Source organism: Massilia sp. DWR3-1-1, assembly GCF_049898325.1.
Classification (GTDB): domain Bacteria; phylum Pseudomonadota; class Gammaproteobacteria; order Burkholderiales; family Burkholderiaceae_D; genus JAFCUW01.
On sequence record NZ_JAFCXL010000002.1, the window covers coordinates 148,465 to 169,915 of the forward strand.

At 51.5% G+C, this 21,451-nt stretch carries 16 protein-coding genes; 13 read left to right on the forward strand and 3 right to left on the reverse strand.

The genetic code is table 11. The features are described 5' to 3' along the window. The first annotated feature begins 98 nt into the window (after positions 1-98). The 12 genes from ACP7EY_RS02900 (at position 99) to ACP7EY_RS02955 (ending at position 15,396) form a co-directional block, all read left to right on the forward strand. Positions 99-815 (forward strand): pseudouridine synthase, encoded by a 717-nt coding sequence (locus ACP7EY_RS02900; protein WP_426190282.1) that lies wholly within the window; start codon positions 99-101, stop codon positions 813-815. Between the two features lie 1,226 nt (positions 816-2,041). Beyond that, on the forward strand, positions 2,042-4,426 hold the full coding sequence (locus ACP7EY_RS02905) for an SLBB domain-containing protein (RefSeq protein ID WP_426190284.1): 2,385 nt from the start codon (positions 2,042-2,044) through the stop codon (positions 4,424-4,426). 74 nt (positions 4,427-4,500) lie between these two features. After that, positions 4,501-5,712, forward strand: coding sequence for a GumC family protein (locus tag ACP7EY_RS02910; RefSeq protein WP_426190286.1), 1,212 nt, complete (start codon positions 4,501-4,503; stop codon positions 5,710-5,712). A gap of 73 nt (positions 5,713-5,785) precedes the next feature. Beyond that, the gene (locus ACP7EY_RS02915; RefSeq protein WP_426190288.1) at positions 5,786-6,622 is read left to right on the forward strand and encodes a WxcM-like domain-containing protein; all 837 of its coding nucleotides are present in this window, start codon (positions 5,786-5,788) and stop codon (positions 6,620-6,622) included. Between the two features lie 201 nt (positions 6,623-6,823). Next, positions 6,824-7,927 (forward strand): DegT/DnrJ/EryC1/StrS family aminotransferase, encoded by a 1,104-nt coding sequence (locus ACP7EY_RS02920; RefSeq protein WP_426190290.1) that lies wholly within the window; start codon positions 6,824-6,826, stop codon positions 7,925-7,927. Positions 7,928-7,938: 11 nt separating this feature from the next. Beyond that, positions 7,939-9,195, forward strand: a complete 1,257-nt coding sequence (locus tag ACP7EY_RS02925) for an O-antigen translocase (protein WP_426190292.1) — start codon at positions 7,939-7,941, stop codon at positions 9,193-9,195. A 245-nt stretch (positions 9,196-9,440) separates the two neighbouring features. Further along, positions 9,441-10,379, forward strand: a complete 939-nt coding sequence (locus ACP7EY_RS02930; RefSeq protein WP_426190294.1) for a glycosyltransferase — start codon at positions 9,441-9,443, stop codon at positions 10,377-10,379. 382 nt (positions 10,380-10,761) lie between these two features. After that, positions 10,762-11,079 carry an acyltransferase gene (locus tag ACP7EY_RS02935; RefSeq protein WP_426190296.1) on the forward strand — a complete coding sequence of 106 codons (318 nt, stop codon included), beginning with the start codon at positions 10,762-10,764 and terminating at the stop codon, positions 11,077-11,079. Positions 11,080-11,115: 36 nt separating this feature from the next. Further along, entirely contained in the window at positions 11,116-12,324 is a 1,209-nt protein-coding gene (locus tag ACP7EY_RS02940; protein WP_426190298.1) for a hypothetical protein, read from the forward strand. Continuing rightward, a complete protein-coding gene (locus ACP7EY_RS02945; protein ID WP_426190300.1) occupies positions 12,317-13,375 on the forward strand; it encodes a glycosyltransferase family 4 protein in 1,059 nt (352 codons plus the stop codon). The genes ACP7EY_RS02940 and ACP7EY_RS02945 overlap by 8 nt, the downstream gene beginning before the upstream one ends. Before the next feature lie 28 nt (positions 13,376-13,403). Then, positions 13,404-14,405 carry a glycosyltransferase family 4 protein gene (locus tag ACP7EY_RS02950; protein ID WP_426190302.1) on the forward strand — a complete coding sequence of 334 codons (1,002 nt, stop codon included), beginning with the start codon at positions 13,404-13,406 and terminating at the stop codon, positions 14,403-14,405. A gap of 40 nt (positions 14,406-14,445) precedes the next feature. Beyond that, complete coding sequence (locus tag ACP7EY_RS02955; protein ID WP_426190304.1) at positions 14,446-15,396, forward strand: glycosyltransferase; 951 nt, start codon at positions 14,446-14,448, stop codon at positions 15,394-15,396. Positions 15,397-15,501: 105 nt separating this feature from the next. On the opposite strand, the gene wbaP is transcribed toward ACP7EY_RS02955, so the two are convergent. Beyond that, positions 15,502-16,989: an undecaprenyl-phosphate galactose phosphotransferase WbaP gene (gene wbaP / locus ACP7EY_RS02960; protein ID WP_426190306.1), complete on the reverse strand. Its 1,488-nt coding sequence runs from the start codon at positions 16,987-16,989 to the stop codon at positions 15,502-15,504. A gap of 710 nt (positions 16,990-17,699) precedes the next feature. Between wbaP and ACP7EY_RS02965 the strand changes: the two genes are divergently transcribed. Beyond that, entirely contained in the window at positions 17,700-20,600 is a 2,901-nt protein-coding gene (locus ACP7EY_RS02965) for a YjbH domain-containing protein (protein ID WP_426190308.1), read from the forward strand. 68 nt (positions 20,601-20,668) lie between these two features. Here the strand turns inward: ACP7EY_RS02965 and ACP7EY_RS02970 are convergent, their stop codons facing one another. Then, the gene (locus ACP7EY_RS02970) at positions 20,669-21,019 is read right to left on the reverse strand and encodes a diacylglycerol kinase (RefSeq protein ID WP_426190310.1); all 351 of its coding nucleotides are present in this window, start codon (positions 21,017-21,019) and stop codon (positions 20,669-20,671) included. A gap of 106 nt (positions 21,020-21,125) precedes the next feature. Further along, the gene (locus tag ACP7EY_RS02975; RefSeq protein ID WP_426190312.1) at positions 21,126-21,350 is read right to left on the reverse strand and encodes a hypothetical protein; all 225 of its coding nucleotides are present in this window, start codon (positions 21,348-21,350) and stop codon (positions 21,126-21,128) included. Between the last annotated feature and the right edge of the window lie 101 nt (positions 21,351-21,451).

Genomic DNA, 21,451 nt, shown 5'->3' on the forward strand with positions numbered 1-21,451 from the left:
ATGGTTACTTTGCCAACGCCGTCTGCTGGGCCCCGGTCGTCAATTTTGTAACGCCGCAAGAGTGACGGCGGCGGCACCCATCTGTTAAAGTCTCGTCCATGAGTAAACTATCCCTCGACCGAATCTTGCAATCACAGGGTTTTGGTACGCGTAAATATTGCCGCGCCCTTATTGAAGAGGGTGATGTCGCCGTCGACGGCGTCTTGCATACGAACTACAAAACTGTTTTCGACACGGGAGCATTGACGCTCACGGTGTTTGACGAGCCGTGGCTGGTGCGCGAGCGCGTCTACATTGCCCTGTACAAGCCGGCCAATGTCGAGTGCTCGCGCAAGCCCAGTCACCACCCCGGCGTGCTGACCTTGCTGCCCGAGCAGTTCACCTGGCGCGATGTGCAGCCGGTGGGCCGCCTTGACCACGACACCACCGGCCTGTTGCTGATGTCCGACGACGGCCCTTTCATCCATGCGCAATCGTCACCCAAGCGCCACGTGCCAAAAATCTACCAGGCAACGACGCAGGACGCCGTGACCGATGCGCTGGTCGAGCAGTTGCTTGCCGGCGTGCAATTGCACGACGAGCCGGCGCCCCTGAAGGCGGTCAGTTGTGTCAAGCGGGGCGAATTCCAGCTCGAGATTGTGCTGGAGCAGGGCAAGTATCACCAGGTCAAACGGATGCTGGCCGCGGCGGGGAATCACTGTGCGGGCTTGCACCGGTCGGCGATCGGGGGGCTGACGTTGGAGTCGATTGCAATCACACAAGGTCAGTGGTGTTTCCTCGATCAATCGCAACTTGATCTGCTGGTTCAAACATAGTTTGCTTGCAGTCAATTGCGTTGCCCCGAGTTATTCCGGTGCTGGGTGGGGCATGAATTCGGATGAGGTTCAAGTATCGAATCTAATTGGCGCAGTTTAATGCCATCACCACAGCAGGATCCGGTTATATAAATATATGTCGGTTATTAGTTGATTGGCCATGCTAATTTTTCAATTAGCGGCGATATATTTTTTCTCTGAGTCATAGGGTGTAAAATGACAGGGATCTATTTTTTGCAAAAAAAGCAAAAAATAGTGAGTAGAAGCGTTGCATGTAACTTGTCGAGGCATGATTTGAAATCGATGCTGAAGCACCGAAAGCGTAGGTCATTGTGAAATACGGTCCGCCCATGCGCCGTCGACGCATCATTTGAATGCAATTTGTTCAAGCAGGGGTTGTCTGACGCTCAATGTAAAGTCGAAACTCACATCTGTGCCAGGCACGCTGCGCAAGTGTTCAGCAGCATCAGAGATACAGATTGTTTAATCATGGTGGCTGTGTCTTGTCGCGTCGAAAGACAACTGATTTTTGGACGGAAACTTTACGGGGAATTAAGATTTATCGCGAGTCGGCGCCTTGCAGCGGCGGGCCTATATTGGCTATAGCAGCCAATGCAGGCCCTTGCGTGGCCCGCCCTAGTCCGCCGCTCCTCCGCTACTCTACGTTGGCGAAGGTGATGACCAAGAAGAAGAGTTGGCGCGGCTTCGATGCTGGTCGCGCCTCGGTGCGAAGTGGGGTCGAAGGTATCGAACTCATAGTGCCGCCTTGCCTGTAAGTTCATTCCTAAAAAATAAACTACCGGACACAATTATTGCTTTTAAGTTTCAAAACGACTCCTGGCTCTCAGCCGATTCTGCGCCGTCGAAACAGCGTAAATCGTGAATAATGAGCTGTCCAATTCGCACGGACGGCGCTTACGACATGTGTCGCCCGATGTGGGTGAAACGCCGTGCCCCTGGTGTTTGCTGGCATCGAAGCGATCGACCTTGCGCAACGAACATCAGATATTTGTTTTACTTTGGCAATGTGTGTCGCGCCCTCGACTTTGCTTGAGTGCATAGTCCACACAATGTACAATGCCGCGTGTAAATTTTAAAATCGTCGGGTCCGTTGTTTTTCGATTCCGCACAGTTGAGAAAATTTCCTTGTTCGAGCGCGTACGGGTACGATGCGAAGCCTTGCAAGGCTTCGCCGTTTTTTGCTTTCTTCACTGGTTAATTGATAAATGCGCAAAATTTTTGGGTGCTTGATCGCTGCTGCAACGATCACTGGATGTTTCACGGCGCAGGCCCAGGAAGTAGGCGGCCGTTCGGAATCGTTCGGTCAGCCCGTCACATTGCCGGGAGAGGCCGCGACGGTTTCTGAGGCGCGTCCTGCTCGTACCGTGATACGTAATAGTGCCTCCGATACGTCGGCCGGTTTGGATACGGTCGGTGCCGGACGCAGTTCCGTTGGTGACAGTGAAGTTGCAGCGCGGCTGGCCCGAAGTGCACGACCACCTCAGGCCAACGAGTTCCAAAAATTTCTGGTTGAAAGTACCGGGCGCAGCGTTCCCCTCTTCGGTGGCGAATTCTTCAGCAATGCACCGTCAACTTTTGCGCCAGTCATGAATGCGCCGGTGCCATCGGACTATCCGCTAGGTCCAGGCGACGAGCTGCTAATCCGCGGCTGGGGCAGTATAGACATCGATTTTCGTGCCAAGATCGATCGTAACGGCGCGATCTCCATTCCAACCGTTGGGACCGTCTTGCTTGCTGGCGTGAAAGCTGGCGATGCGGAGAGCGTCGTTCGCGGGGCGATCGGCAGGCTGTACAAGGGCGTGACAGTCAATGTTAATTTTGGGCAGTTACGGGCGATCACGATCTATGTCGTTGGTCAAGCTATTCGACCAGGTACCTATACAGTGTCCAGTTTGTCAACTTTGGTCACCGCGCTGTTTTCCAGTGGCGGACCAAATGCAAACGGTAGCATGCGTCGCGTCCAGGTCAAGCGCGCCGGTAAAGTTGTAGCGGAGCTCGATTTGTATGCGTTCATCGCCAAAGGCGACAAATCTTCCGACATAAAGTTGCAAGATGGTGACTCTATTTACATTCCTTCCGCCGCTGGGTATGTCGCAGTGATCGGCAAGATCGGTAGTCCCGCTGTATACGAGTTGCGTGGTGGTAACGATACGATTGAATCGCTGCTAGACATTGCTGGTGGGTTGCCAGTGGTTGCAGACCCACGCCGTGCGTTTCTTGAGCGTATAGACCCTAGTACGAATCGCCCCCGTAGCGTCGAGCAGTTCGCATTGGAAGGAGCTGGCCTGAAGCGTACGCTGAAGTCGGGCGACGTTTTGAATATCACTTCGATCACACCTGAATTTTCTAACGCAGTTATCCTGCGCGGTAATGTAGATCAGCCAATTCGTGCGCCGTTTAAAAATGGAATGCGCGTCTCCGACTTAATACCGAGTCGTGACTATTTGGTAACTCGAAACTCGATTAGTCATCGTAACAACGCCGCCAATACCAACACTCCCCTTGGATTTTCGGCCAATGCGGTCGCTGCGGACGGTACGCCAACAAGCGTGCTCCGGCCCCCTGCGGTCGAGGTCAATGAGTCGATCGCGGCGCGAATCGGTCGCACGGTTGACGAGATTAATTGGGAATATGCGGTGGTAGAGCGGCAGAACCGTACCGATCTGAGTGTGAGCCTGATTCCATTTAATTTGGGTAATGTGTTCGCCAACCCTTCAGGCATGGACAATATTGTTTTGCAGCCCGGCGATACAGTGACTATCTTCTCGCAACAGGATGTGATGGTTCCAATGGATCGTCGTAAAGTATTCGTGCGGGTTGAAGGCGAAGTCAATGTGCCTGGCGTATACCAGATGAATTCAGGCGAAACCCTCCAGGCATTGCTGGCGCGCGCCGGCGGTGCAACCACGAACGCCTATCTTTTTGGCGTGGCATTCTATCGTGACCAGGTGCGCAAAGAGCAGGAAGCCAATCTCGAAAAGGCGGCAATTCGGATGGAGTCGCAAATTCAGTCCGAACAATCAAGGATCCTTGCCAATACCCGTAATTCGGCAGACGCAGCGCTCTTGGAGGTACAACGTCAGGCCGATCTGCAGGCAGCGAAAGAAACTGTCTCGCGTTTTCGCCGCCTCAAGCCTAGCGGCCGTATCGCGCTGGGACTCGAAACGAAGGAGCGTTCCTTTGCACGCTTGCCAGCGCTCAAGCTGGAGAGTGGTGATCGCTTGATCATTCCTGCCCGTCCCGAGTTTGTTCACGTATTCGGATCAGTCAATGCGGAATCTTCTCCTCTGTGGCGCGCAAATTCCCGTGTCAGCGATTACTTGAAGTTCGCAGGGCTTGCGCCAGGTGCGGACCGGGACAACGTCTTCATCATGCGTGTCGATGGAAGCGTCGTGTCAAGCGATTCAGGCGGCTGGTTCATGGGGCGCATTGGAGGAGTCGAAGTGATGCCTGGAGATAGCATCATCGTTCCCGAAAAGGTCGATAAGGAAACCAAATGGAGCAAATTTATGCAAGGTACTCGCGAATGGGCACAAATTTTTGCAAACTTTGGCCTGGGCGCCGCCGCAATAAAAACTCTGCGAAACTGAAGCGTGTCAAAAATATTGTTGCTAAATTTACCGTTCAATCATGAACGACTTACGAGAATAATCGGCTTATTGGTATGAATGAATCGCAGCGTAGTGCAGAAGGACCGGTACGTGCCGCTGATGAGCGTGGCTTCGATTTAATTGAACTCCTGATAATCTTTGCAAAATACAAGCGGTTTATCATAGGATTTCCTCTTACAATTGCGGTGATTGCAGCTGCAGTCAGTCTTATTTTACCAAATGTGTATATTTCTACGACGAGACTGTTGCCGCCACAACAGGCGCAATCCGGTGCCGCCGCGTTGCTGTCCCAACTTGGTGGTATTGCTAGCGTGGCCGGCAGTGCGGCAGGAATTAAAAATCCGAACGACGTGTATATCGGCATGCTGAAAAGTCGCACGTTGGCCGATCGATTGATTACGCAGTTTGAGCTTCTCAAAGTGTACGACACCAAGTCGATGGAGCACGCCCGAAAAAAACTCGATGAAAATACGACAATTATTTCTGGCAAGGATGGTTTGATTGCTATTTCGGTAGAAGATGAAGATCAGAAACTGGTGGCAAAATTAGCAAATGGATATGTCAATCAGCTGACAAACTTGACCACTGTGTTGGCAGTAACAGAGGCCTCGCAGCGCCGACTGTTTTACGAGCGGCAGCTCGGAATTTCGAAAGACAATTTAGCAGCGTCGGAACTTAAACTTAAAGGCGCGCTTGCGACGAGTGGCGTCATTAGTGTAGACAGCGAAAGTCGGGGTATCCTGGAAACAGTTGCCAAGCTGAGGGCCCAAGTATCGGCAAAAGAAATCCAGCTCAATTCAATGAGGGCGTTCGTCACCACGAACAACCCCCAGTATAAAGTGATTGCAGAAGACCTCAGCAGCCTTCGCAACGAACTCAACAAGCTTGAAAACGGTAGTTCAAATAGTGAAACGGATCCCAGAAGCGATTCAACCGGACTGCAAAACATAAAAGTATTGCGTGACGTCAAATACAATCAGATGTTGTATGAGTTGCTTGCCAAGCAGTATGAAGTCGCCCGGCTCGACGAAGCGAAAGATCCATCGCTCATTCAGGTCCTTGATCAGGCAATTGAACCTGAGCGTAAATTTAAACCAAAACGGGCGCTAATCGTTGTGGTTTCGGCACTACTGGCGTCTTTTTTAGCAATATTTCTTGCGATCATGTTTGAAGTGAAGGCGAGAGCCATGCAGGTTCCCCAGGTTGCCGTTAGATGGCTGGAATTACGTTCCCATCTTAAATTCAAACGATCGACAAAGAATTAGTGCGAATTTCACACCTGATTGCGGTGATGCGTAGGCAGATAGATTCATCCCTTTTAGTTATCTGAAGCAGCCAATGAAAATGATTACTCCCCAACTTAATTCGCAAGTGCATCCGCAGTCGCATGTTTCGGCTGGTGCCATCATCGGTGATGGATGTTCAATATCGGCTGGCGCGGTTGTGTGTGCAGGCGTAATACTGGGCCGTGCAGTGAGCGTTGGTGCAAACGCCGTTTTTGTTGAGCCAGATGTGGACTCGAAGGTGGCTTCGGCGAGGGTTGAAGATAATGTCAGGGTTGGCGCGAATGCGACGATTTACCCCGGAGTGGTACTGGCCTCGGGTTGCCTCGTTCGACCGGGCGCGGTGGTAGGTCGCTCGGTTCCACCCGGCGCGATCGTGGAGGGCAATCCAGCGAACATTACGGGTTACGTCGATGCAAACAATCAGTTTGTACAGAGATCATCGGGCGCCGTCGGTGGCAGTGCTCGGCCGGTTGAATCCACTGCGGTTCGCGGCGTGCAAGTGCATCACTTCCCTGTTATTCCCGACTTGCGTGGAAGCTTAACCGTCGGTGAATTTGAAAAGCAAATTCCTTTCCTGCCACGCCGTTTTTTTATGGTCTTTGGCGTTCCATCACGGGAAGTGCGCGGAGAACATGCTCACCATCAATGCGAGCAGTTCCTCATTTGCGTGAGAGGAAGTTGTGCTGTTGTAGCGGATGATGGAACGGAGCGCGTAGAAGTTATCCTTGATGCCCCTAATGTCGGCATCTACCTACCTGCTATGACGTGGGGAATCCAATACAAATACAGTGCTGATGCTTTGCTCTTGGTGTTTGCTTCTCACCATTATGATGCCGTGGATTACATCCGTGATTACGCCGAATTTCTGAGATTCGTCGCCAGCAATTAGTATCCATGTGATTCAACAATCTCGCGGCAGGCATGCGAACGAAAATTTGAATCATGGCAATCTCGAAAATATGGCATGTCGATAGGAGTGAAATGCTGCTCGCCACGGGCGAAGCGCATAGTTCCTTTGGTTTCGCATCCTACACAGAAGTAGCAGACAACGCTTGATCCATGCAACATTCTTAATTATACGAGGCACCCTTTGATCCCTTTCCTAGATCTGAAGTCAATTCAACAAGCGCATGCCGATGAACTGAAGCAGGCGTTTGCGCGCGTTTTAGAGTCCGGTTGGTACATCATGGGCGAAGAGCTAAAACAGTTTGAACGAGAGTATGCTGACTACTGTGGCACTGCGCATTGCGTCGGTGTCGCGAACGGCCTTGATGCCATCATCCTTGCATTGAAGGCCGTCGGCGTTGGTCCGGGCGATGAGGTTATCGTCCCCTCCAATACCTATATCGCTACTTGGCTTGCAGTAAGCCATCTTGGCGCTACACCTGTCCCCGTCGAGCCAGTTCCGGCGACTGGCAACATGGATCCCGCAGCACTGCGTTCGGCTCTGACGGAGCGTACTCGCGCGATTGTTCCGGTCCATTTGTATGGTCAAGCCGCTGAACTGGATCAAATATTGGCATTTGCGCGCGAGCATGGATTAAAAGTAGTTGAGGATGGTGCGCAATCGCATGGCGTGCTATATAAGGGAAAACGCGTTGGATCGCACGGCGATGCTGTGGCCTGGAGTTTTTATCCAGGCAAAAATTTGGGCGCGCTTGGCGATGGCGGCGCGGTGACGACTAACGATCCCGAGATAGCAGAACGGATTCGTGTTTTGCGCAATTATGGTTCGCGGGTCAAGTATCATAACGATGTCATTGGCTACAATTCCCGCCTCGATGAATTACAGGCTGCGCTACTGCGCGTTAAATTGCCGTACCTTGATGCCGACAATAGCCATCGGAAAGCAATCGCTCAATACTACTTGGGGGCGCTGAACAGTATTCCTGGTTTGATTTTGCCCGCACTCGCCGAAGGGTGCGAATCGGTATGGCATTTGTTTGTTATTCGCCATCCCGATCGTGATGGGCTCGCTGCGCACCTGGCGAAGCACGAAATTGGCACGGTGATACATTACCCTATTCCACCACACATGCAGCCCGCATACGCATCCTTGAATATTGCTGAGGGTTCGCTCCCTGTATCAGAGACAATGCATCAACAGGTGCTGAGTTTGCCGATCGGTCCGACGATGACGCTTGCCGACGCTGAAATCGTGGTTAAGGTAATCGTCGGTTATTTCGGTCGATAGTCAGCATCGGAATGAGTTTAATCAAGACTAGCCTGTTGAACGGTATCGCGGTAATCGTGAGAATGGCAACAGGGATAATACTCAACAAAGTTCTTGCTGTGTATGTCGGGCCGGGCGGTTATGCGGCGATTGGCCAACTGCAAAATGTCAGCGCGATGGTGACGAGTTTCGCGTCCGGAGCCATCAACACAGGGGTGACGAAATTTACTGCTGAGCATTTTGATGACACCGAAAGGCGAAATTCCCTTTGGCGGACTGCCGGCACGATTACAGTCATTGGGTCAATGCTGGCGTCGGTATTGCTCTTGGTATTTAGTGCGCCACTCGGTAATTTATTGTTCCCGGGTGCACTTTATGAAGAGTCTCTAAAATGGCTGGCTGCTTGTCTAGTACTCATTACCCTGAATGCTTATATATTATCAATATTATCAGGCCTCAAGGAGGTGCGACGATATGTCAAAGCTAATATTGCGAGCTCAATTTTTGGACTAGTAATATCCGGGGGGCTCGCACTGCAAATGGGTTTGCGCGGTGCTTTGATTGCTTTGAGTCTTGGACAGGCATTCGCATTCCTAACCACAGTATATTTTTGCAGAGGCTTGGACTGGTTTAAACCAAAATTATTGTTTGGGAAGGTCGACGCCGCCGTTGCGCGTAATCTTGCTAAATTTGTTGCAATGGCATTAACTTCTGCAGCAGCGGTGCCATTGACTCAGATGTTAATTCGTTCACATCTTGTCATTTCATACAGTCCAGCGAATGCTGGACTTTGGGACGCGTTGAATAAGATCAGTGGCATCTATCTTGCGCTAATTACAACTACGCTTTCCCTGTATTATTTACCGCGTATCTCGGAAATAAGGGATGCGGAAGTACTTCGAGCAGAAATATGGTCTGGGTTTCGCCTTATCTTCCCTGTTACTTCGATTCTGGCAATATCTTTGTTTTTCCTGCGAGATCCACTTGTGCGCCTGTTATTTAGTCCTGAGTTTCAGGGTGTTACCAAATTAATGGGCTGGCAACTGGTAGGTGATGTAATCAAGGTAGTTAGTTGGCTATTGGGGTACGTGCTGATCGGTCGAGGCATGATGCTTCCGTACATTGTGACAGAAATATTATTCTCGATTACACTATACGGTCTGACAATTTATGCGACGCAATTGTTTGGATTTCCTGGTGTTTCGGTGGCGTACGCGGTAAATTACACTATTTATCTTATTGCAATGTACTGGCTTGTTTTAGTTCGGCAAAAAAATAGATTTGTCTGATTGTTGAATAACGCTACCGTACTCCAAGTTACCCCTGCGATCAATATTATGTAATGCTGGAAAGATATTTTTTGAAAAAATTAATTAATTTTGTTATTTTTTATTTTTATAGAATCTGCTAAGGCGTTGAGAGTTAGAAGATATTTGTGGGGTTAAAGCGATCAGGTGGAACGAAATTTTGAATGATGCGTTAGTGATGCGCGACTACGTAGTGGGGAATTTCGAAAAATTCGGATGGAGATTGCATGTCTAGTAGTGAATACGCGTTAGAGGCTAAATTTCTTGTTAGTGTAGTAGTAGCCACATACAACAGCGAGTTGACGATTGCTGAAACGCTCGAATCTATACTGCTGCAAGATTACCCATTGATTGAAGTCATTATTACGGATGATGGATCTTCAGACGGTACAATGGCGTCCGTGCACGATTGGGTAGAGCTAAATGCGCCAAAATTTGAGCGCATAGTTGTGCTCACCGCAAATTGTAACGAAGGAATATGTCGCAACGTTACGAAAGGGTATTCAAGAGCAAAAGGCGAATGGATAAAGCCAATTGCCGGAGATGACCTTCTGACGCCAGAATCCATCTCGACCTTTGCGCTCGCGGCGGCCAATTCCAACCATGCCGTGATCGTTTCGATGGTAGCTCCGTTTCATTCGACCCTTGATAATCGACGTGAATTTGGTGAGCCATTGCCGGTAGTGGCGGACGCGGAGCTGATCAAGGGGGATTCTAAGAAGCTTCTAGCTGAGCTCCATTGTCGGAATCAAATTCCTGCGCCTGGCGTTTTCCTAAAGAGGCAAGCGATAGATGAGTCGGGCGGAATTGACCTCGCATTCAAGCATCTGGATGATTGGCCTCTATGGATTAAATTGCTACGACTCAATTATACATTTGGCATGTTGCCTCGCGTACTCGTCCATTACCGTGTAAGTGAATTATCGATATCTGCATCTCGCAACTTTACTCTGGTAAATCGCGATCTCCTCAACGATTTGATTACATTTTATGCAGAGTATCAGCGTGACTTCGTGGGTACATTGGACCGCTGGGACCAATTCATACAGGTTCAGCGCATTCGCCAAGCAGTCGGTCCGCTTCGTACTTTCCCGCGATTGTATCGTTTGACCGGGTTGGTAAGGCTGCTAAGCCCACGTTATTGGTCTACTCGTATTCTCCGTTGAGAAGGCTTGGACAGGTGCCCATTCATTTTATATTTATCAACCCGATTCATTAGGATCGCACCCGATGGTCAGAACTTTTCTACTATTTCCGGTTATTCTGTTGCATCAGCAATTGAAATACCTGCGCTCAGTGTGGCGGCGGGCGCATTTCCGCGTTCACGGCGTTAGGCTAAGCGGCGGCAGCGTACTAGTTGTTGATCGGAATTGCAGTCTGACGCTAGCCCCCCATGTCTCCGTTGGATACGGTAGTCTAATTATCGTCGCATCGGATCCTCACGACCCTGAGAAACGTGGCGCTCTGGAAATTGGACGAGGAACTGCAGTAAATGAATACTGCAATATACGCGCATCTGGCAGCACAATTTCAATTGGTGAACAGTGCATGCTCGCCCAATTCGTGACTCTGGTTGGCACCAATCACGGCATGGACCTTGGGGTTCCAATGATGGATCAGGGTTGGAGTTTTTCAAAGCACGGGATCCGTATCGGAAATGACGTTTGGCTCGGTGCGCATGTTACGGTTTTACCTGGAATCACAATCGGTGACGGAGCCGTCATCGCAGCAGGCGCTGTCGTGAATCGGGACGTGGGGAAAAATGAGATATGGGCGGGTATACCAGCAAGAAAAATCAGGAGTCGTAATGAGAGTTCAGTTGTTCAATCGTCTTCAATCAATACCGCTTGTGGCGGTATGCGCTGACTTAGCAGCACCGTACTCTTGGCGTGGCGCCTTAGTATGAAAATAGTAATTGTGACTGTCGCACTTCTGTTGAATCTGCTCGTCTACTGGAGAGTTGCAGTCAGCGAAAAATCATGGGTCAATATTTTGACACCGCAGTTTTTACTCTCGATACCAATGATCTATGTATTCGAGATTATTTATCTGGTAAACGTAGAAAATTATCTGTCCACATTCGGATATCTTATAATTTTCTCTGCATACGTATTGCCGTTAATTTTTTTTGCTGGCGCGTACGTTTACGGTGCCCCCATAAAATTCTTCTTGCTCGATAAGACTGATGCCGTAAATTCAAAGTCGCGTGCCACTATTCTTTTGTTTAGTGCAGTCGTCTTATATTTGCCGGTCCTTAGAGAGTTCGGATCAGATATTTTTAACCCTAGAGCAATTTATACTGCAACGCGTACCGGGTTTGGAATTGCCTATTTTGGTTCAATTGTTCTATGTTATATATTCTTTATCTATATACTATTTAGGCCGGCAGGTACACGCATAGAAAAAATTATTGCGCTGTTGTTCACCATGGTGTTTGGATACCTTCATGGCAGTAAAGGGCAGATCATTACAGTTATTCTAATGGGATTGCTATACTACTCGGTCGTGCGTGGCGTCCGTTTGAAAATTATGGCTTTTTTGATATTTTTTTCGGTATTTTCACTGATGGGCGGTATAGTATTTTTCTCTATGTCGACTGGTCTAGAGTTTGGGGACTTACTACTATCAATGACCGGGTACTCTGATTACTCGCGCAATGCAGTAATGCTTATTGATGCTGACAAAGGTTTTCATTTCGGAAGAATATTTTTTGAGGATAATTTTTTCTCACGTATTCCAAGGGCAATCATGCCTGATAAACCGAAGGATTTTGGCAGTTTTTCGCTGGCGTTGCAGTACTTTCCTGAGCGCTTTTATCAGGATGAGGGAGCGCCTGCCTTCGGCATTGGCGCGCTTTACGCAGATTTCGGTATTTGGATTCTGGTTTTTCTTTCAATTTCAGGCTTTTTGAGCGGTCTTGCGGCGAAAACGCTGGTCGTCAGGCTGCGACGTCACCAGCGCCCTGGCGATTTCGCACTGCTATGTTTCTTTTGTGGAATTGTGATCATTCCAGTCGGCTCTGGTTATTTGTTGCCTGAGCACTTGGTGCTTGCGCTTTTGATGAACGGTGCGTTTCCGTTGATGTTGGTACGAAAGTATAAAAATGAATGAGCGGAAAACGCTATTGGTCATGGTGAGTGGTGACGTTATCGGTGGGCACGAGATGCAGCTTGTGCATCTCGTCGAGAAGACTGTTGGAATGTTCGATCATGTCCGTATCCTTTGCGGTTCTGATGAAACTTTCCAGTATTTTGGTGCGAAGCACGATGCTGTAGAGAAGGTTGACTTCAATGTACGCGGGAAAATCTGGCATCAGTGGCTAGGCGCGCCAACGATAGTTCCGGTACTTCGCGAATACGTGATGTCGGCAGACGTCGTTTTGGTCAGTGGCGGTACAATCGAAGCCTGCATAGCCGCTAGTCGGGCGAGCAAATTAATAGATCCCGCCATCCCAGTGATAGCCTATATGCCGATGTATATCGACCGGGCATTGACTCACGGATTGGTAGGTTGGGCATACAATTTTCTGGCCAAACAGCTCGCACGCACCATCGATCAATTCATTACCGTTAACAGGATCCAAGCGACGCTTCTTAAGCGTCATCTAGATCGGCCTGCCACTTATATCGAAAATGAGATCCGCGCTGTGTCAGCGCCGTTGACGAGTTATGGTCGTCGCTTGATTTTTGTGGGTCGATTTGATGATCGCCAAAAAGGGATCATAGATTTAATTAAGTTCGCGGATTCTCCGGGCAACCCGTACCGTGATCTCTACCTGATTGGCGATGGCCCGGATAAGGATTTGATTCTCCAGCGTGCCGAGCTTGCCTCGAACATTAAGGTCCATCTAATGGGGTGGATGGGTAGCGGCGCCATCGATGCCTTCCTCGGGCAAGAGGATTGCCTTGTAATGAACTCCGCTTGGGAGGGCGAGCCCCTGGTTATCCGCGAGTTTTCGGCCCGAGGTTTGCCCTGTGTGGTGCGTGATATTGCTGGCATCCGCGGTGTCACCAGGAAAATTCTTCGTTATCGTACACAAAGTGAGCTATTAGAGATATTACAGCAAGTGCATGCCGGCACGGCGCGTGCGCCCTGTGTGCGCCCTCCACAGTCGCTCGAACGCGCGACTATGAAACTGCGTAAAGTATTTTTTGTCGAATGATGAAATTTCAACTGGATTGTACAAGTAGATGAAAATTGCTGTTGATTATAGTTGGCTTGGGCCTACGGGCATTGGAAGAATGGCCGCCGAGGTGATCAGCCGTGCACCTCCTGAAATTGACATTCTCGGGATACGTGAAGGATGCCAGAATGCCCGCCCATATACGCCAATTGGTCTTGCCTTGGCGATTAGAACATCTGACGCAGATGCTTTCTGGTCACCGGGGTTTATGCCACCGGCGGCCACGTTCAGGACGCCATCGGCGATCACGATTCACGATCTTACTCATCTGCATTTTTACGGTACCAAGCACCGTTTTTATTACAATCATGTCATTTTGCCGCTGCTTAGAAAGGTCGACCTGATATTTACGGTGTCGGATTATACTAAGCTTGAACTGCAGGATTGGTCGGGGATCCCGGATGACAGAATCGTTCGTATCTATAACGGCGTTGATCCGTCATTTAGTCCTGACGGACCAGCGATTGATATTGGTCGACCGTATATTTTGTATGCCGGAAATCGTCGTGGTTACAAGAATGTTGATAATCTAATGGCGGCTTTTGCGCGTAGCGGTCTCGCGTCAGATGGGTTTATGCTCGGATTGACAGGGAAACGCGATGCGGCCAGCGAAGCCGTGGAGCGCTCCTTGGATATTGTTGGGCACGTCCATTATTTCGGTTTCGTAGCAGATGCGATGATGCCGGATCTTTACCGTGGCGCCCATGCAACCGCTTTTGTTTCGCATTACGAAGGATTTGGTTTGCCTATTGTAGAGTCGATGGCGTGTGGCGTGCCTGTGATTACATCGTTGAACTCTTCAATGCCAGAAGTGGCCGGTGATGCTGCAATTCTGGTAGATTCACATTCAATTGATGATATTGCAGACGGGCTCGCCAGAGTTTGCCGAAACATTTCACTGCGGGCAGCGTTGCAAGCCTCGGGATTGGCGCGGGCGGCCTGTTTTTCATGGGATAGCACTGGCAAGGATTATTGGAACGAATTACGGGCGCTAAAGATGCGTCGTTAGATGTTAGGCGTTATTATTTTTCCGATTGCAATACATCAATATGAATGAAATTAAGATGATTTCAGCTTTACCGAGGGTGTTGGTTCTATTGGCTTCCAGAAATGGCGCACCTTGGATTCAAGCGCAGCTAGACTCGATTATTAATCAGCGCGGAGTCGTAGTTTCGATTGTCGTGCAAGATGATTGTTCAAGCGATCAGACTTGCGAAATCGTAGAGTCAAAGTACTGCATCGGGCCACACGCTGTTGTCAGGCTGATAAGGAACTCCACACCAACTGGTTCCGCCGGTGGGAACTTCAAGAAACTGTTCAGGGAGATTGAATTTGATTCATTCGCCTATATAGCACTTGCTGATCAGGACGATCTGTGGCTTCCCAATAAACTGGAGCTCGCGGTGCGAGCATTATCTACATCGAATGCGAAGGGCTATTCTGCTGCCGTTGAGGCGTTCTGGCCGGACGGGAAAGAGGGCGTTCTATCACAAGTGGCCACAGTACGAGGGGCCGATTTTTTGTTCGAAGGCGCTGGCCAGGGTTGTAGTTTTGTAATTCCCAAGGAAACGTTTGCGAAAGTCCAGGATTTTTGCCGGAACAACGTTGTCGTCGTGAATCAATTTCACTACCATGATTGGATGATTTACCTGCTGGTTCGTGCGTGGGGCGAGCAGTGGATCTTTGATCCCGTACCAGGAATGCGATATCGCCAGCATGCGGGAAATGAAATCGGTGCGCGAGGCAGTTTGAACTCTGTGTTGAGGCGCTTGAAACTGCTGAGAGATGGCTGGTACAGAGTACAGGTGAGTTGTGCCCTGAAAGTTTATGCCTTGGCCGGCGGGGGCGACCGGATCGTAGGCCGTTTCAGTGATAGTTTTGCGGCCCCCGACTCTGTTCGACGCCGTCTTTATTTAATGTTCTTTTCGTTAATCCATAGCCGCCGGCGACTTGGGGATCGTTGTGCATTGCTGGGATTTTCATTGCTTGGATGGCTCTAAGTTACAGCCGTGCGGCCAGCGGCGTCCATCGTCGGTTATCGTTTTAGAACGATTGCTTTTCTCCGGACGCGGCCAGGCGTAAATGGATACGCTTAGTGATGAATTTCAATATGCGCCATTTTTACCTAGCAACACTTTCGCTGTACGTAACAAAATAACAACGTCATTAAACAATGACCAGTTTTTTACATACCAGGCATCGAGATACACCCTCGTCTCATAGCTGACGTCATTTCGACCGCTAATCTGCCACAAGCCAGTAATTCCCGGCTTAGCCTCAAGATAGTAATCTACCTGATTGCCGTACCGTTCAAGTTCGGCCTGTACAACCGGACGCGGGCCGACCAGGCTCATGTCACCTTTCAATACATTCCATAGCTGTGGCAATTCGTCGAGGCTGGTGCGGCGCAGGAAATGCCCGATTCGTGTGATTCGTGGATCTGCTTTCAGTTTGAAATCGCGCTCCCATTCCTCCCTTGCTGCCGGGTCGTTCGCCAACAGCTCCGCAAGAAGTTGGTCGGCGTTCTTTGCCATCGTGCGGAATTTATAACAAGGGAAAACACGACTTCCCTGGCCAATCCTCTTGTGACCGTAGAAAATCGGGAAGCCGGAACGCATGACGCTCACTGCGATCCATAGCAAGATGGGCAGCCCAGCCAGCAGCACCAGACTGGCAACAGTCAGATCAAACATGCGTTTGATCAATTGAGGCAAGCGGCGCGCGAGATTATTGCGTACGGTCAAAAGCAAGACTTCGTGGGCGAAAAAATGGTTGGCTTCCAGGCCATATAAGGGCAATCCCCTAATCGCTGGCACCAATTGCAGTTCACGGGTTGCTCGGCTGAGTTGCTGGATCAACCCCTGATACGTGTCCAGTCCACCTTGTTCAAGGGCCATCACGACATGCGGATTATCGAGGTAGGCGAGCGTCTGGGTGGGATCCGCGCCCACGGTAATGTAAGGCACGACGTGGCCGTCGCGATCATGGAACTTGAAATCGGGTTTGCTTATTCCAACTGGCAAAAGAAATGCCGTCAGGCGATAGCCCATCAATGGTTCATCGTGAAACGCCAAAGCTGTTTGAAACGCGTTCTCCCCCCACCCGATGATCACCATCGGGCGTATCCAGCCTCCGCTTCGCATCAGCAGGTATTTTGCCGCTGCCCGAAAGGTCAGTAAAAGGAGCGGTATCATGAACCAGTTAAGGAGAAATCGCGTCCGTGAAAATTCATACTTGCCGATTGAAAATACCGCTGCATTAATTACTGCAAGTGCCACCACCACCGTCAATAAATCTCGGATCTCGTTCGAAAATGGTTTTCGCTTCGAATAGCTTCCTTTTGATTCGAATGCGAATATTCCAAACAGCATAAATATAATGTACGATTGCAATAGACTGCCAACTCGAGCATCTGTTCGCCAATTGAGTATATCCTTTAGTGAGTTGAATTCAATCAAACCCACCATTATGATGGCAAGGACAAAGGCGGTTAACATGGCAAAAATATCTACCGCAATAAGTAGGTACTTTTCCGCGTTTGGGATAGTGTGCCATTTCTTTTTTGGCAAAAATACGGTATCGATAATTTTCATTGCTGTCGGGAATCCTGTACGCGAGTTCGGGGAGGCTGAGATGCTCCGTGCGCATCAATATTGATGCTTTCATCAATCACGATAAACTCGGGTGGCGCGATGTGCACACCGCGCAGCGGCAGCGTGCGTTCACAGCCACGTCTGTGCCTCTGCGGGGCAAATTGACAAGTCAGCAAGGTGGTCTGTGACCCATGCATCGTGAATGACGCACCATTTTAGTGACAATGGATCCTGCAAGCAATGACAATCCGTTACATCGATCGAAAACTAGGGAATCTTCCATGAGTGTGGTAATTGTGGCGTGTCAAAAATTCTGACGGCCTTAATTTCGTAGCATTGCGGTAGACCGCTATCGCAGCAGTGCAGTGTGAGTTATGGGCCGATCGCTTATCCAGGCGTCATCCCGAATGGTGTCGCTGACGGGGTTGTTCTCGCCCGGGACTGATGAGATTGCCTATTCACATTTTCTTGCGCGTTGGGCGATTTCGTATTCGGAAAATTGTATTTGTCAAGAGAAAAATCTTCGCCGTTTAATTCGTTTATTTTAGGCAATATTTTATGACGAGATTTTTATGTCCACTTACTACCGAACAGGGATGTTAAACATTCAAATCTGCCTAAAAGGTGGCCTGATCCAATCGATCTTTTGCCCAGTCGGCGCGACGAGGTCGCATTATTTGTTGGAGCAATGGTAAACTGCCGGCTTCCTGTTGCACTACGATCGCCTGCAACTGTTGCTTCTATACGAATGGGTAATTGTGTCAAAATTATTAGAGAATTGTGCAATCTGGACTTGCGCGGGCTGCGCTGTGCTGAGCGCTGTCGCTGCCAACGCTAGCACGCCGAATCTTCAGGGTCAGTCAGGTTACATTAATATGCCGAGCGCGCGCGTCGAAGCCGATGGCACCTTTTCAACTGGTTACAGCTATGACCGGCCGTATGGGGCACTGTGGGTTTCAGCAACGGTGTTGCCATTTTTGCAAATGACTGGCCGGTATGTTTCATTCAATGGAATCCCCGGTTTTTCTGATGTTGCGGGCGAGTATGGCAGCGGCTACGGGCGTTACAAGGACAAGGTTGTTGATACCAAGATTCGTTTGTTCGACGAGGCTGGTTGGCGACCGGCACTGGCGTTTGGCGCGACCGACATTCTTGGAACCGAGTTGTTTAAGGCGCAATATCTTGCCGCGACAAAGTCGTTCGATCTTGCCGGGAATGTTGAGGCGACACTGGGGTTTGGCCGTGGCCGCATCGATGGTGGCTTTGCCGGGGTGCGCTGGTCGCCCGTGGGATTGCGTGGATGGACTGTAGTTGCGGAATATGATGCGAACGATTACAGCCACGATTATTTGAGCGCTGCCACTGGCGCGGCTGCGCGCAGGAAAGGTCCATCTGCGGGCCTTGAATACCGGTGGGGCTGGCTCGGCGCGCAGATCGCCAGGCAGCGCGATCACTTTAGCGCCAATGCGTTTGTCTCGATCCCGCTGTCACAGCGAGAGTTTGTCCCGAAGTTCAACGAGCCGAAGGTTTTCGAGCAAAAGGACGCGCCCGCGCGCGCCTCTCTGGCCGATTGGCAGCGCGACGGCAAGCCGGCCGCCGCCTTGGTGCAGGCATTGGCGGCCCAGGATTTCAAAAATATTCGCTTGGTATTCGATGGTCCCGTATTGAAGCTGACCTTGAATAACAACCGCATCTCCAATCTTGGGCGCGCCATTGGCCGCGCCAGTCGGACCGCGCTCGCGTTCGCGCCGGCCGGCACCCGCTCCTTTCAGATAACGTACACGCAAAATGAGCAACCGGTGGCGACGTATGAGTTCCTCGACCTGTATGCCTTGAGCTATTATTTGGGCGGCACCATCGACCGCCAGGCCTTCCTGAAAACAGTGATCATTCGCCCGGCAATCCCAGGCGATCGTATCGATTCGCTCGATCAGCCATCGCTGATGGCGGGACTGGACGAAGTGACGTCGATGGGCGTCGATATCGGTCACGATGGCAACGCCGTTCAGGTGCGGACCGAGGATCGCGAAGCGAACCGTTTTCGCCTGGCGCCGAAGTTGGGCCTGTTCGTCAATGACCCCAGTGGCGCCTTGCGCTACGAAATCGATGCGGCTGCCTATTATGATCGTCGGCTGCGGCCGGGGATGTATCTGAACGGGGCAGTCACCGCAAAGTTGATCGAGACGGTATCTGGCGTCACGCAGGAATCGAACAGCTTGTTGCCCCACGTGCGTACGGATATTGCCGAGTATAAGCGCGGTTCCCGCTTCAAGCTGAACAAGTTGATGGTGAATCAATTCGAGATGCCCGCGGAAAACTGGTACAGCCGTGTTTCAGCCGGCTTTTACGAGGAAATGTTTCGTGGCGTTGGCGGTCAAGTGATGTATGCGCCGAAGGACACGCGCTGGGCGGCCGATCTGACGGTCGACCTTTTGCAGCAGCGTGGCTTTTCGGGCTGGCTCGATGCGCGCGACTACCGCACCGTCACTGCGCTAGGGGCATTACACTATCGACTGCCTTCCGATATTTCGCTGACGGCACGCGCCGGACGTTTCCTTGCCCGCGATACCGGGGTGCGCCTGGAAGCGAAGCGACGTTTCCTTTCTGGAATTGAAATTGGCGCGTGGTACACCCGTACCAATGGCAATGACACCACCGATCCCGGCACGCCGCGCAACCCTTATCACGACAAAGGTGTGTTTGTAAATATTTCATTAAGCAGCATGCTGACGAAGGATACCCAGGCCGCAGCCAGCATCGCCATTGCTCCCTGGACGCGCGATGTCGGTCAAATGGTTGCATCTCCGGGCGATCTGTACGACATGATCGAAAAGCCTCGGCGCGATCTGGCCATCTTCGACGGCCTCGGCAATCTGAGCGAGCGGCCCGACGAGCAGGCGCTCGCCGCCCTGTATGTCGATCCGAAGCCCCTGATTAACCCCTGGCCGGCCTTCCGCATGCGTCTCGAGCAGGCGTCGTCATCGAGCCCGACCATGCCGGAGTGGATTGGCGGCGGCGCCGCGGCAGGCGCGGCCTTGCTGGCCGGCGCCGCGCTCGACAAACCGGTCGACCGTTTCGTCAAGAAGCACCAGGAAAACCGCGTCATGCGTACTTTCGGCAACTTTGGCAAGGCCATGCCGCTCGTCCTGGTGGGCGGCGCCGGTGCGGCGCTGGCGTTCGGCGAAGAGCGTGCACAGAACATCGGCCTGATCTCGCTGGAAGCGGTGGCGGCCTCGATCGGCATCACCCAGGTCGGCAAGTATGCGGTCGGGCGCGCCCGTCCGGGCGCCGAGCAGGGGGCCTGGTCGCAGGTCGATGGCAACCGGTCGAATACGTCCTTTCCGTCAGGCCACAGCGCCGTGTCATTTGCCGCCGTCACACCGTTTGCCAAGGAATACGATGCGCCATGGCTGTACGGGGTAGCCGCGCTGAGCTCAGCCGGTAGGGTGGCGGCGCGCCAGCACTGGGTGTCCGATACCGTCGCCGGTGGCGTGGTGGGATACGCCGTCGGTAGCTGGTTGTGGCAGTCGCAACGGGAAAACCGCGGCTCGATCCTGTCGGTGATGCCGGGGCCGAAGTCGATCAACGTTGCCTGGAGCGGCGCGTACTGACCGTCCGGCGCAGCGCTGTCGGCACCGACAATCCGGCCCGGCCTTGTGCCCGGCCGGGTTTTTTTACGTCAAAAATTGTCGAACAGGAAAGCGCAGAAGACCGCCGCGCTGGCAAGACTCAACACCAGCACGGCAGCGGCGGCGCAGTCCTTGGCCATGCCGATGGCAGGGTGCTGGCCGGGATGCAAATGGTCGAGCGCCGCTTCGAAGGCGGTATTGAACAGTTCGGCGGCCAGCACCAGCGCGCACATGGTCAGCAGCAGGGCCCACCACAAGGGCGCGGGCTGCCGCCATAGCAACACGGCCAGTACGGCGGCGCACGCCAGGCACTGGAAGCGGAAGCTCGCTTCGCCGCGCCAGGCGGCCGCCAGCCCCTGAACAGCAAAGCCGAAACGGCGGTGGAATGGCTGGTTTTTCATCGATCTCAAGGCCAGTGGGGTGCTTGGGCTGGCAAACGCCAGGCGAAAAAAAACGGCCGATGAATCGGCCGCTTTGTCACCTGTTGCAGCGCCGAAGCGCCGTCAATTAATGGTGGGTGGTGGTGCTGTTGCTGTCCGAAGCGGCTACTGCGACAGCAGCGACGATGACGCCAGCGACAACAGCGGTGGTGACGGAAACGCCAGCGATGGTGGTTGCTGCGATCGATGCAGGTGCAACTGGAGCGGCAACAGTAGCTTCAGCGCCGGTTTGGGCGAAGGCTTGAACTGAAACCAGGCTCAGGATTGCTGCGGTAGCGAGAAATTTTTTCATGGAAAGTCCTTTAAATCGATTGGAGTTGTTGCGGCGATGTTCATTGTTACGTCCTTATTATAACCATTAAGGCCGCTGTGTCTGCAATATTCTGTTTCTCG

Bases quoted from the DNA above. Each gene is read 5' to 3' on its own strand.
- ACP7EY_RS02900 (WP_426190282.1), top strand. From the start codon at position 99: ATGAGTAAACTATCCCTCGACCGAATCTTGCAATCACAGGGTTTTGGT.
- ACP7EY_RS02905 (WP_426190284.1), top strand. From the start codon at position 2,042: ATGCGCAAAATTTTTGGGTGCTTGATCGCTGCTGCAACGATCACTGGA.
- ACP7EY_RS02910 (WP_426190286.1), top strand. From the start codon at position 4,501: ATGAATGAATCGCAGCGTAGTGCAGAAGGACCGGTACGTGCCGCTGAT.
- ACP7EY_RS02915 (WP_426190288.1), top strand. From the start codon at position 5,786: ATGAAAATGATTACTCCCCAACTTAATTCGCAAGTGCATCCGCAGTCG.
- ACP7EY_RS02925 (WP_426190292.1), top strand. From the start codon at position 7,939: ATGAGTTTAATCAAGACTAGCCTGTTGAACGGTATCGCGGTAATCGTG.
- ACP7EY_RS02930 (WP_426190294.1), top strand. From the start codon at position 9,441: ATGTCTAGTAGTGAATACGCGTTAGAGGCTAAATTTCTTGTTAGTGTA.
- ACP7EY_RS02935 (WP_426190296.1), top strand. From the start codon at position 10,762: ATGCTCGCCCAATTCGTGACTCTGGTTGGCACCAATCACGGCATGGAC.
- ACP7EY_RS02940 (WP_426190298.1), top strand. From the start codon at position 11,116: ATGAAAATAGTAATTGTGACTGTCGCACTTCTGTTGAATCTGCTCGTC.
- ACP7EY_RS02945 (WP_426190300.1), top strand. From the start codon at position 12,317: ATGAATGAGCGGAAAACGCTATTGGTCATGGTGAGTGGTGACGTTATC.
- ACP7EY_RS02950 (WP_426190302.1), top strand. From the start codon at position 13,404: ATGAAAATTGCTGTTGATTATAGTTGGCTTGGGCCTACGGGCATTGGA.
- ACP7EY_RS02955 (WP_426190304.1), top strand. From the start codon at position 14,446: ATGAATGAAATTAAGATGATTTCAGCTTTACCGAGGGTGTTGGTTCTA.
- wbaP (WP_426190306.1), bottom strand. From the start codon at position 16,989: ATGAAAATTATCGATACCGTATTTTTGCCAAAAAAGAAATGGCACACT.
- ACP7EY_RS02970 (WP_426190310.1), bottom strand. From the start codon at position 21,019: ATGAAAAACCAGCCATTCCACCGCCGTTTCGGCTTTGCTGTTCAGGGG.
- ACP7EY_RS02975 (WP_426190312.1), bottom strand. From the start codon at position 21,350: ATGAAAAAATTTCTCGCTACCGCAGCAATCCTGAGCCTGGTTTCAGTT.